Annotated in this window: 11 protein-coding genes; 6 read left to right on the top strand and 5 right to left on the bottom strand. The window is 55.4% G+C overall.

From position 1 onward, the window contains the following. The first annotated feature begins 6 nt into the window (after positions 1-6). From ACEN2J_RS02280 to cysE, 6 genes are read left to right on the top strand one after another with little or no spacing between them, the layout of a single operon-like run. The gene (locus tag ACEN2J_RS02280; RefSeq protein ID WP_442102926.1) at positions 7-639 is read left to right on the top strand and encodes a phage distal tail protein, Rcc01695 family; all 633 of its coding nucleotides are present in this window, start codon (positions 7-9) and stop codon (positions 637-639) included. Then, positions 639-1526, top strand: coding sequence for a DUF2163 domain-containing protein (locus tag ACEN2J_RS02275; RefSeq protein ID WP_442102924.1), 888 nt, complete (start codon positions 639-641; stop codon positions 1524-1526). The genes ACEN2J_RS02280 and ACEN2J_RS02275 overlap by 1 nt, the downstream gene beginning before the upstream one ends. Continuing rightward, entirely contained in the window at positions 1523-1969 is a 447-nt protein-coding gene (locus ACEN2J_RS02270) for an NlpC/P60 family protein (protein WP_442102923.1), read from the top strand. The genes ACEN2J_RS02275 and ACEN2J_RS02270 overlap by 4 nt, the downstream gene beginning before the upstream one ends. Further along, on the top strand, positions 1970-5863 hold the full coding sequence (locus tag ACEN2J_RS02265) for a baseplate multidomain protein megatron (protein WP_442102921.1): 3894 nt from the start codon (positions 1970-1972) through the stop codon (positions 5861-5863). Between the two features lie 14 nt (positions 5864-5877). Then, complete coding sequence (locus ACEN2J_RS02260; RefSeq protein WP_442102920.1) at positions 5878-6204, top strand: DUF7742 family protein; 327 nt, start codon at positions 5878-5880, stop codon at positions 6202-6204. Between the two features lie 45 nt (positions 6205-6249). Then, complete coding sequence (gene cysE, locus ACEN2J_RS02255; protein WP_442102918.1) at positions 6250-7059, top strand: serine O-acetyltransferase; 810 nt, start codon at positions 6250-6252, stop codon at positions 7057-7059. Positions 7060-7134: 75 nt separating this feature from the next. Here the strand turns inward: cysE and ACEN2J_RS02250 are convergent, their stop codons facing one another. From ACEN2J_RS02250 to ACEN2J_RS02230, 5 genes are all read right to left on the bottom strand, one after another. Then, entirely contained in the window at positions 7135-8418 is a 1284-nt protein-coding gene (locus ACEN2J_RS02250; RefSeq protein ID WP_442102916.1) for a pyruvate dehydrogenase complex dihydrolipoamide acetyltransferase, read from the bottom strand. Positions 8419-8429: 11 nt separating this feature from the next. Further along, on the bottom strand, positions 8430-9791 hold the full coding sequence (locus tag ACEN2J_RS02245; RefSeq protein ID WP_442102915.1) for a pyruvate dehydrogenase complex E1 component subunit beta: 1362 nt from the start codon (positions 9789-9791) through the stop codon (positions 8430-8432). Between the two features lie 15 nt (positions 9792-9806). Then, positions 9807-10796: a pyruvate dehydrogenase (acetyl-transferring) E1 component subunit alpha gene (gene pdhA, locus ACEN2J_RS02240; protein WP_442102913.1), complete on the bottom strand. Its 990-nt coding sequence runs from the start codon at positions 10794-10796 to the stop codon at positions 9807-9809. Positions 10797-10939: 143 nt separating this feature from the next. Further along, the gene (locus tag ACEN2J_RS02235; protein ID WP_442102911.1) at positions 10940-11242 is read right to left on the bottom strand and encodes an FtsB family cell division protein; all 303 of its coding nucleotides are present in this window, start codon (positions 11240-11242) and stop codon (positions 10940-10942) included. 108 nt (positions 11243-11350) lie between these two features. Beyond that, positions 11351-12244 carry a fructose bisphosphate aldolase gene (locus ACEN2J_RS02230; RefSeq protein WP_442102910.1) on the bottom strand — a complete coding sequence of 298 codons (894 nt, stop codon included), beginning with the start codon at positions 12242-12244 and terminating at the stop codon, positions 11351-11353. Position 12245: the final 1 nt, after the last annotated feature.

The raw sequence follows: 12245 nt of genomic DNA, 5'->3' as shown, positions 1-12245 counted from the left end.
CAGGTTATGGGATTTCATGAGATACGGTTTCCGGCAAACCTTAGCTTTGGGTCGGTTGGTGGGCCTGAACGGCGTACCGAGATTGTGACGCTTGCCAACGGGTTTGAAGAGCGCAACACCCCTTGGGCCCATTCGCGCAGGCATTATGACGCGGGGGTCAGCCTGCGCAGTCTTGATGATGTCGAGGCGCTGATCGCGTTTTACGAGGCGCGGCGCGGCCAGCTGTTCGGCTTTCGGTGGAAGGATTGGCCGGACTATAAATCCTGTTTGCCGTCAAAGACGGTGTCGGCGGATGATCAGCTTATTGGGCTGGGTGACGGCGAACGGTTGGTTTTTTCGTTGTCCAAAACCTATCAATCGGGCGAGCAAAGCTATGTGCGCCCCATTGTAAAGCCCGTTTTGGGTACGGTCTTGGTGGCGATCGCGGGTGACCCAAAGGTGGAGTCCCTGGAATTTTCGGTTGATGTGACGCGCGGCCAGATTTCTTTTCCCACACCGCCGGACCCCGGCGTGCGTATCACTGCCGGGTTCGAGTTTGACGTGCCAGTGCGCTTTGATACCGACCAGATCCAAACCTCGGTTGAGAGCTTTCGCGCAGGCAGTGTGCCGAGTGTGCCAGTATTGGAGCTGAGAGTTTGATGGCGGGTGCAGAGGGGCTGTATGAACATTTGGCGACGGGAACCACAACCGTTTGTCATGCTTGGGAAATTTTGCGCAAAGATGGGTTTTGGTTTGGCTTTACCGACCACGATACTGATCTTGATTTTGGCGGTAAAACTTACGCTGCCAATTCGGGCCTTACAGCGCGGGCCTTGCAGCAGACCACCGGTTTGTCGGTTGATAATACCGAGGCTGCCGGGGCCTTGTCTGATCTGGGAATGACCGAGGCAGATATTTTGGCAGGCAGGTTTGACGGTGCTGATTTGATTGGTTGGGACGTGAACTGGACCGATACCGAAAGCCGTGCCCTGACGTTTCGCGGTACGATTGGCGAGATAACACGCGCGGGCGGTGCATTTCAGGCCGAATTACGGGGCTTGACCGAGGCACTGAACCAACCGCAGGGCCGCGCGTTTCAGCGCAGTTGCCCCGCCATTCTGGGCGATGGGAAGTGCGGGTTTGACCTGTCGCAGCCGGGCTATTCGACCGAGTTGATGGTGGAATCCATTTCTGAAAATCGTGTGTTGGTTTTCTCGGATCTTTCGGAGTTTGAGGACCGGTGGTTTGAAAAAGGCCGTCTGAAGGCGCTTACTGGCGCTGCGACGGGGGTGATCGGCATTGTCAAAAATGATCGGATTGTCAGTGGCGGGCGGAAGGTGGAACTGTGGCAGGGGCTCGGCCCAAAGCTTGAGGTTGGTGATGTTGTCAGGCTAGAGGCGGGCTGTGACAAACGCGGCGAAACCTGCCGGTTGAAGTTTGATAACTTTCTGAATTTTCGGGGATTTCCGGATATTCCGGGTGAAGAATGGCTAACGTCATATCCGATCTCGTCGCAGTCGAACGATGGCGGGAGCCTGGTGCGATGAACCCGCATCAAGACCGCATTGTTGCCGAGGCGCGAAGCTGGATTGGCACGCCCTATGTTCATCAGGCCAGCGTAAAAGGGGCGGGGACAGATTGCCTCGGCCTGTTGCGCGGCGTTTGGCGGGTTGTGTTGGGGCAAGAGCCTGAACGCGTCCCCGCCTATACTGCCGATTGGGCAGAGCCGGGGCGTGATGAGGTCTTAATGCGTGCGGCGTTTCGCTGGTTGCGGCCTGTGGCTAAGGGCCATAAGGGGGCGGGCGATGTGCTGTTGTTTCGCATGCGCCAAGGCAGTGTTGCTAAACATATCGGGATCGCGGGGCCTTGTGCCCCCAATCCCAGCTTTATTCATGCCTATACGGGGCATGGTGTCATTGAAAGCCCGTTGTCCGAGCCGTGGGGGCGACGCGTGATTGCGCGGTTTGAAATACCAGAAGGAGTGCTATGAATGGCGACGATTCTGCTGTCAGCTGTTGGGGCCGCCGCCGGGGCGGGGTTTGGGGGCACGGTCTTGGGCCTGTCTGGTGCGGTTATTGGCCGTGCCATTGGCGCCACTTTGGGCCGGGTTATCGACCAGCGTTTGCTTGGGTCCGGCTCGGAAGCCGTTGAAACCGGCCGTGTGGACCGGTTTAGGATTGCAGGGGCATCAGAGGGTGCGGCTGTTCCGCAAATCTACGGGCGCATGCGCACCGCGGGCCATATTATTTGGGCAACGCGTTTTGAAGAAAGCTCCACCACGCAAAGCAGCGGCGGGAAAGGTGCACCAAAATCAAGTGTCACGCGCTATACTTATACGGTTAGTTTTGCTGTCGCATTGTGTGAGGGCGAGATTTCGACCATTGGCCGCGTCTGGGCTGATGGTGCGGAAATTGATCCGGATACAATCAATCTGCGGGTGTATCGCGGCACCGAAGATCAGCAGCCTGACCCCAAGATTGCGGCGGTAGAAGGGGCGGCTAACGCGCCAAGCTATCGCGGGATTGCCTATGTGGTGATCGAAGATCTTGATCTGTCGAGTTATGGCAACCGTGTGCCGCAGATGACCTTTGAGGTGGTTCGGCCAGCGCAAGGCGACTATGCCGAGACGACCGTGGATCTGGCGCGTTCAGTGAAAGCTGTGGCAATGATGCCGGGCACGGGCGAGTATGCTTTGGCCACCACTGCGTTGCATTTTAACGATGGTCCGGGCCTTAGCCGAAGTGCCAATGTGCATTCTGCCTCGGGCAAAAGTGACTTCGTGACCTCGCTTGCACAATTAAACGGGGAATTGCCGAATGTGGCGTCGGTCTCGTTGATCGTGTCTTGGTTTGGCAATGATCTGCGGTGCTCGACCTGCTTGGTTCAGCCAAAGGTCGAGCAAACGGCGCAAAACGTGACAGCTATGGCATGGCGGGCCGGAGGCATCGCACGCGGTGCGGCAGCCGAGCTTCCCAAAGTGACTGGGCGGTCAATTTATGGGGGTACGCCGTGTGATGCATCGGTCATCGAGGCGATCACAGCTGTTCGTTTCGGTGGCCAAGAGGTCATGTTTTATCCGTTTATCCTTATGGAGCAATTGGATTCGAATACATTGCCAGACCCGTATTCGGATGCGGCAACGCAGGCGAAACTGCCTTGGCGCGGCAGGATCACCCTGTCGGTAGCACCAGGCCGCGATGCCAGCCCTGACCGAAGTGCGGCCGCCGAAGCCGAGGTCGCCGCGTTTTTCGGAACCGCATCGGCATCAGATTTTTCTACGTCCGGGAATGTGGTCAATTATGCGGGTCCGAATGAATGGCGCTATCGGCGGTTTGTACTGCATTATGCCCATTTATGTGCGCTTGCGGGTGGGGTTGATGCGTTTTGCATAGGGTCTGAAATGCGAGGGTTGACCCAGATCAGGGGTGCGGCGGATAGTTTTCCCGCGGTTGCTGCTTTGCGCCAGCTTGCCGCCGATGTGCGGGGCATTTTGGGGCCAGAGACCAAGATCACCTATGCGGCTGATTGGACAGAGTATTTCGGGTATCAGACCGATGGGAACGTGTATTTTCATCTTGACCCGCTTTGGGCCGACCCGAATATCGATTTTGTCGGTATCGACAATTACATGCCACTTTCAGATTGGCGTGACGGTGATGATCACGCAGATTCTGAATTTAAATCAATCTATGACTTGGATTATCTCAGCAGCAATGTCTTGGGCGGGGAAGGGTTTGATTGGTATTATGACAGCCTTGAAGGCGAGGCGGCACAACGCCGTTTGCCAATTGAGGATGGAGCGCATGATGAGCCTTGGGTGTTTCGCTATAAAGACCTGAAAAGCTGGTGGTTGAATGATCACTATGAACGGATTGATGGCGAACGTCAGCTTGTAGCGACAGATTGGATGCCACAATCAAAGCCTATTCGTTTCACCGAATATGGGTGTGCCGCAATCGACAAAGGGGCCAACCAGCCCAACAAGTTTCTTGATCCGAAATCATCTGAATCTAGTTTGCCAAAATATTCGAACGGCCGCCGCGATGATACGATGCAAATGCAATATTTGCGTGCGATGGCGCTGACTTGGGCAAAGGCGGAAAACAACCCCGTCTCGGCGCTCTATGGTGCGCCGATGTTGGATATGGAGCGGGCGCATGTCTGGGCTTGGGATGCGCGGCCATTTCCTCAATTCCCGAACAACCAAGAGGTTTGGTCCGATGGAGAGAATTATTCGCGTGGCCATTGGTTAACCGGACGCAGCGCAAACCAGCCGCTGTCGCTTGTTGTGGCCGAAATTTGCGAACGCTCAGGACTAAAACATTTTGATGTGTCTGGCCTGTTTGGCGTGGTGCGTGGGTATGTGCCCGAAGGCGTTGGAACGGCGCGGGCAGCGTTGCAGCCACTCATGCTTGCCTATGCATTTGAAGCGATCGAGCGCGAGGGCAAGCTTGTGTTTCAAATGCGTGGCACCCAAAGGGCAAATATTTTGGATGGAGAGCATCTGGTTGATAGCGCGGATTTGAAGGGCGCGATTGAGGCGACGCGCACGCCCGAGGCGGAAACAGCCGGTCGGGTGCGCCTGAACTTTGTTGAGGCCGAGGCGGATTTTGGTGCGCGGCAGGTTGAGGCAATCTTTCCGGATGAAGAAAGCTTTGGGGTATCGCAGAGCGAACTTGCACTTGCCTTGACGGATGCCGAGGGGCGCAGCATTGCAGAACGTTGGCTTTCCGAGGCTCGCGTTGCGCGGGATAGTTCCCGCTTTGCTTTGCCGCGCTCGCTGGCGCATTTGGGGGCGGGGGATGTGGTTGACCTTGCTGGCACCCAATACCGCATCGACCGCATTGAACAAACAGACGCGGCACTGGTTGAAGCGGTTCGCATTGAGCGTTCGATCTATACGCATTCGGACGCGGCAGATGAACGCCGACAGGTAAATCAGTTTGTGGCGCCGGTTCCAGTGTATCCCGTGTTTCTTGATTTGCCCCTTTTGACAGGGGATGAGGTTGAAAACGCGCCACATATTGCCGTGACAGCGCGGCCTTGGCCCGAATCCGTCGCGGTATGGAGCGCCGTTGAGGACGCAGGTTACCGCCTCAACCGATTGATATCACGTCCTTCTACGGTTGGCGTGACCCAAACGCATCTTGCCGCAGCCAAGCCTGGGCTGTGGGATAGGGGCGAGGCCTTGCGGGTAAAGCTAAGTTATGGCGAGCTTTCGTCAGCGGATGAGCTTGCCGTATTGAACGGGGTAAATGCGGTGGCGATTGGGGACGGAAGCACCGACACTTGGGAGGTCTTTCAGTTTTCGGATGCTCACTTAGTCGAACCGGGGGTGTATGATTTAAGCCATCGTTTGCGGGGCCAATTGGGTACGGACGGGGTGACTCCCGCCAATTGGCCTGCCGGCAGTTTGGTCGTTCTTTTGAACAGTGCCTTGCAACAAATAGAATTGGCGCAATCTGCACGGGGCTTGGCACGCAACTATCGCATTGGTGCGGCTGGGCGGGGTGTGGACGATGCGAATGTTGTGCATTTGGTTGAGGCGTTTTCTGGAATTGGCCTGCGCCCTTATGCGCCGGCACAGCTGAAAGCTGTGGCACAGTCAAATGGGGAACTCGCGGTTTCTTGGGTGCGGCGCACACGGATAGATGGCGACAGTTGGGAATCGTTTGAGGTGCCTCTGGGAGAGGCGCAAGAGCAGTATCTCATTCGGGTTTTTGCTGCGGGAAATCTAGTTCGAGAGGTTCAGACCGCTGTAGGCAACTGGACCTATGCGAGCAGCGCACAGCTGGCTGACGCGGTCGGGGGCACAGTAACGATATCCGTGGCACAACTTTCTGATCGGTTTGGGCCGGGGCTGTTCTCTAGTCTTGTTCTTTGAAACGGGACGAAAAAATGCGTCAGGTTCTGATGGGGGATATTATTGCGGCGGCACGCTCTTTGCAAAACGTGCCGCCGCAGATGAAAGCGGCGGCTGCCAACGAGATGCTATTTCGGGCCCATGCAGCCGATAAGTTTGTGAAGCGAACAGGCACTGCCCATGCCGTTTGGGGAAATGGCAGCCTGATGGCGTCTGCTTTGAATTGGCCAAGGCAGACAGAGCCTTTTCCAAGCAATTTGGAGTATCTTGATAGCCTGCGTTTGGTGATTGAAAAACTCATCGTTTGGAAAAAGGCTCAGGCGGCTCTCAACTCGTCGTGTGCTGCGATGGACCTTTGCTAAACCTTTCGAGTATAGTCTAGGACATATTATTGACGGAGCATTGCTATGGCGGAATACAAAAAAAGCGTCGCAACAGTTGATCCTGTATGGCAGCGTGTCTGTGAAGAGGCGGTGCAAGCCATCGCAGCCGAGCCACTTTTGGGTGGCTTGATCCATTCAAGCATATTGCATCACCCCTCGTTTGAGCGCACTTTGGCCTATCGGTTTTCGCTAAAGCTGGCCTCTGGTGAGATGAGCGAGCAGATTTTGCGGGAAATTGCGGATGAGGCATTTGCCGCCGATGACCAACTTGGCCAATATGCCCGCGCCGATATTACTGCGGTGCTGGATAGGGACCCAGCTTGCAACAGATATCTTCAGCCGTTGCTTTTCTTTAAGGGATATCAAGCGGTTCAGGCGTACCGGATCGGCCATTGGCTGTGGCTGCAAGGGCGTCGTGACTTGGCCTATTTTGTGCAAATGCGTGTCTCTGAAGTGTTTGGCGTAGATATTCATCCCGCAGCAAAGCTTGGTCGAGGCTTGATGATTGACCATGCCCATTCAATCGTCATTGGTGAAACTGCAGTGGTTGGCGACAATGTGTCCATGCTGCATTCGGTCACCCTTGGCGGGACGGGCAAGCAAGATGGCGACCGGCACCCAAAAATTGGCAACGGCGTTTTGATTGGTGCAGGAGCCAAAATTCTTGGCAACATCAAGGTCGGAAATTGCTGCCGAATCGCAGCGGGCTCGGTCGTTTTGCAAGACATTCCAAACTGTAAAACCGTCGCCGGGGTACCCGCCCGGGTGGTTGGGGAGGCCGGTTGCGACCAGCCTGCCGTGATGATGGACCAAATGTTTGAGCGCGAAGCCTGACATAATCCCAACATTTCAATTCAAAAGGCCGGGCATTTAGCGTGCCCGGCCTTTTTTCTATTTTTAAAAGCGGCGTTATGCCAACATCGACATCGGGTTTTCCAAATTCTCGATCACAGCTTTCAGGAAGGCAGCACCTAGTGCACCATCGATAACCCTATGATCGACGGAAAGTGTCATCGACATCACCGTTGCCACAACGATTTCTCCCGCAGCATTGACGACAGGTTTTTTCACACCAGCGCCAACCGCCAAGATAGAGCCATGCGGTGGGTTGATCACGGCGTCAAAGTTATCGATGCCCATCATTCCAAGGTTGGAAATCGCAAAGCTGCCGCCTTGGTATTCGTGCGGGGCAAGCTTTTTGGTCTTGGCGCGCCCCGCCAAATCTTTCATTTCGGCGGAAAGTGCAGATAGCGATTTTTGATGCGCGTCGCGCAGCACAGGCGTGAACAAACCGCCTTCAATCGCCACGGCTACTGCCACGTCCGAAGGTTTCAGCTTCAAAATCCGGTCGCCCGCCCAAACGGCATTGCAATCCGGAACGGCTTGCAGGGCGTTGGCACAGGCTTTGATGATGAAATCATTGACCGACAGCTTTACACCGCGCCCTTCCAATTGCTTGTTCAGCGTGGCGCGGAAGGCCATCAGCGTATCGAGCTGCACATCGCGGCGCAGATAGAAATGCGGGATGGTTTGCTTGGCTTCGGTCAAACGGGCGGCAATCGTTTTGCGCATCCCGTCCAGTGCCACCTCGGTATATTCGCGGTCTGCGAACATCTTTTTAACCGTATCGGCCGATGCACCGATTGCCATTGCTGGGGCAGCTTTGGCTGGGGCAGGGGTTGCTGCCGCCGCAGGGGCAGACGTTGCGGTGGGGTTAGCGGCCTCAACATCGGCCTTTACAATACGACCATGTGGGCCAGAACCGGAAATGCCTGTTAAATCAATGCCTTTTTTAGCCGCAATGCGGCGTGCAAGCGGTGATGCAAAGACCCTTGCGCCAGCGGCTTTGGGGGCTGCTAAAGCTGCAACAGGGGCTGCTACCGGCGCTTCCGGTTTCGGGGCTACGGCGGCAGCAGGCGCTGCCGCGGCAGGAACAGCCGAAGCATCCTCGCCTTCCTCAACCAGCACCGCAATAGGTGTGTTCACCTTCACGCCAGCCGTGCCCTCTGCAATCAGAATTTTGCCAACGATCCCTTCATCAACGGCCTCAAATTCCATCGTCGCTTTGTCGGTTTCAATCTCGGCCATGATGTCGCCGGATTTCACCGTATCACCCTCTTTCACCAACCATTTGGCCAATGTGCCTTCTTCCATCGTCGGTGAAAGCGCGGGCATTAAAATCTGTGTCGCCATGAACTTTCTCCTTACCGATAGCAAACGAGTTTGACGGCCTCGACCACTTCGGCGGTCGTGATCAATGCGTGTTTTTCAAGGTTGGCTGCATAGGGCATCGGTACATCCTTGCCCGTGCAATTGATCACTGGCGCGTCCAGATAATCAAAGGCGCGTTCCATGATCGTGGCCGACAGGTGGTTGCCGATAGAGCCGACAGGCCAGCCTTCCTCAACCGTCACACAGCGATTGGTTTTCTGCACCGAGGCCAAAACCGTGTCGTAATCAATCGGGCGCAGGGTGCGCAGATCAATGACCTCGGCGGAAATCCCATCTTCGGCCAGCTTGTCAGCCGCTTCCAAAGCATAGGTCATGCCGATGCCGAAGGACACAATCGTCACATCGGTGCCTTCACGCCAAATCCGTGCCTTACCGAATGGAATGGTAAAATCAGGCAGGTCAGGCACCTCAAAGGATTTGCCATACATGATCTCGTTTTCCAAGAAGATCACAGGGTTCGGGTCACGAATAGCCTGCTTTAACAACCCTTTAGCATCGGCGGCCGAGTAGGGCATGACCACTTTCAGCCCTGGCACCATAGCATACCATGCCGCATAATCCTGGCTGTGTTGCGCACCCACACGGGCTGCGGCGCCGTTGGCACCACGGAACACAATTGGGCACCCCATTTGCCCGCCAGACATATACAGCGTCTTGGCGGCCGAGTTCAGCAGATGGTCAATTGCCTGCATCGCAAAGTTAAAGGTCATAAACTCGACAATTGGGTTCAAACCCGCCATCGCTGACCCAACCGCGATACCGGTAAACCCATGTTCGGTGATCGGTGTATCAACCACGCGGCGTGGGCCGAATTCGTCCAGCAACCCTTGGGAAATTTTATAGGCGCCTTGGTACTCGCCCACTTCCTCGCCCATCAGATAAACCAGCTCATTCGCGCGCATTTCTTCAGCCATCGCTTCGCGCAACGCCTCACGCACGGTCATGGTTTTCATTGGCGTGCCTTCGGGCCAATCGGGTGAGGCATTGGATTTCACCGCAACCGGCGCGGCGGCTGGTGCGCTCGCAGGTTTTGTAACCTCAGGCTTTGCCTCAGTCACTGGGGCAGGCGAACCGACATCATCCGCGCTTTCGCCTTCCTCAACCAAAACGGCAATCGGCGTGTTCACCTTAACGTTCGCGGTGCCCTCAGCGATCAAGATCTTGCCGACGATGCCTTCATCAACGGCCTCAAACTCCATCGTTGCTTTGTCGGTTTCAATCTCGGCCATGATCTGGCCGGATTTCACGGTGTCGCCTTCTTTGACCAACCATTTGGCCAAAGTGCCCTCTTCCATCGTGGGTGAAAGGGCCGGCATCAGGATTTGCGTTGCCATGTGTGTTTGTCCCCCTCAGGCGTAAATATCTGTCCAAAGCTCGTCTAGCGCGGGCTCTGGGCTGTTTTTGGCAAATTCGGCGGACTCGTTGATGATCGCCTTAATTTCTTTGTCGATGGCTTTCAGGTCCTCATCAGTCGCATGGCCGCCTTGGACCAAAAGGTCGCGGATATGGTCGATCGGATCTTTTTCATCGCGCATTTTTTGCACCTCTTCGCGGGTGCGGTATTTCGCCGGGTCAGACATGGAATGCCCGCGATACCGGTATGTATTCATTTCCAAAATATAAGGGCCTTCGCCCGCGCGGCACACGGCCACGGCCTTTTCGGCGGCGGCTTTTACAGCCAGCACATCCATACCGTCTACAGCCTCACCCTTAATGCCATAGGCGGCACCGCGTTCCCACAAAGACGGCGATTTGGTCGACCGTTTCATGCTGGTGCCCATGGCGTATTGGTTGTTTTCAATGACAAAAACCACCGGAAGGTTCCACAGCTCGGCCATGTTATAGGTCTCATAGACCTGGCCTTGGTTCGCAGCACCATCGCCAAAATAGGTGAAGGACACGTTGTCATTGCCCAGATATTTATCGGCAAAGGCCAGCCCTGCGCCAAGCGGCACCTGTGCGCCCACGATCCCGTGACCGCCGTAAAAATGCTTCTCTTTCGAGAACATGTGCATCGAGCCGCCCTTGCCTTTGGAATAGCCGCCCTCGCGGCCCGTCAGCTCGGCCATCACGCCTTTTGGGTCCATCCCGCAGGCCAGCATATGGCCGTGGTCGCGGTAAGATGTGATGCGTTTGTCGCCTTCTTTGGCCGCAGCCTCGATCCCCACGACAACGGCTTCTTGGCCGATATACAAATGGCAGAACCCGCCAATCAGCCCCATGCCGTACAATTGGCCCGCCTTTTCTTCGAATCGACGGATCAACAGCATCTCACGGTAAAATCCCATGAGTTCTTCTTTGGATGTATTTGATTTTGTGGGTTTCTTTGCCGCAGCCATGAAACGCAACCTCCCGCATCGGTGAAAGTAGTTCAGTATTAAACTACTAAGGGCAATACGGAAAAACAAGGCAGAATTCGGCTATGCATGCAAAAGCACCGCAGGGGCGGCGGCGCAAAAGGTTAATTCATAAAGGGGACGTCTTAACGAATGACGATCTCATCCGCGCGTAGATAGCCAAGCACATCGCGGGCTTGTTCATCCAGCAGATCAAGGTCGAGGTAGGTGTCAGACAGGCGCAGCGTCAGGTTTTTCATCTCGGCAAGCTGAACCTTTAGCGCATCGCGCTGTTCAATCAGCGCACGTTCTTCGGCGCGCAGTTGTACCTGCCTGAACACGCCGTAATCGCCTTGCACGGCGGCAAAGGTGAAATAACCACCAAGGATAACCGCCAATGTCATCAGCAAAAGTAAAGCTATGGCGGGGCGTTGTTTAGGGGTGTTCATGTCTGCGCTGCCTCATACCCCTCTCTATCGGGGGTTTAGGGCAATATGACACAAGTGATTCGCAAAGGGAATCCCCCAGTCAGGGGAATTCCCAATATTTTGGCCCTATTAACCGGCGATCGACGCAGCGTGGATGCTGTCGATTGCTTCGGCCAGGATCGCGTCAAACTCGGCATCCGTTTGGTTCGCAAACAGCCCCTCAGACAGCGCACGGCTAAAGCTGGCAATAATGCCCGTGTTTTGCGCAAGGATTTTATTTGCCTCTGCGCGGTTATAGCCGCCCGACAAAGCAACCACTTTCATCACGGCTGGGTGGTCAACCAAGGGTTTGTAAAGATTGGCTTTTGTTGGCAGTGTCAGCTTTAGCATCACCTGCTCACCCGCAGGAAGTTTGTCCAAATGGCGCAAAAGTGCTGCCAGCAGCAATTCTTCTGCCTCGGCCTTATCTGCGATGGAGATCGTGACTTCGGGTTCCAAAATTGGCATCAAGCCTGCCGCTTTTACTTCGGCCCCCAAGGCGAATTGCTGGGCGACCAATGTCTCAATCCCTGCGGCATTGGCGCCGTTCACGACCGAGCGTTCTTTGGTGCCAAAAATCCCTGCTTTGGCGGCACGCGCCAGCAGTGCCTGCAACCCTGGAATAGGTTTCAGCAGTTGCACGCCATCGGCCTCGTCCTCTAACCCCTTATCAATCTTCAAAAACGGCACAACGCCGCGTTTTTCCCACAAATAGGTCGCGGTTGGCATGCCGTCGATCTCACGGTCCATTGTTTGTTCAAACAGGATGGCAGCAATAACTTTATCACCGGTAAACGCAGGCGATTTAATAATCCGCGACCGCATTTGGTGGATCAGGTCGTACATCTCGGATTCTGAGCCATAGGCGCTTTCCTCAACCCCATAAAGCCGCAATGCCTTGGGGGTCGAGCCGCCGCTTTGGTCCAGTGCCGCGATAAAGCCTGCGCCGCGTTGCATTTGTTCGGTTTGTTTGCTGTTTGGCATT

This window comes from Pseudorhodobacter sp. W20_MBD10_FR17 (assembly GCF_052119765.1).
In the GTDB taxonomy this organism is placed as follows: domain Bacteria; phylum Pseudomonadota; class Alphaproteobacteria; order Rhodobacterales; family Rhodobacteraceae; genus Pseudorhodobacter.
Note: the sequence above shows the minus strand (reverse complement) of the source record. Positions and strands in the feature narration are given on the sequence as shown.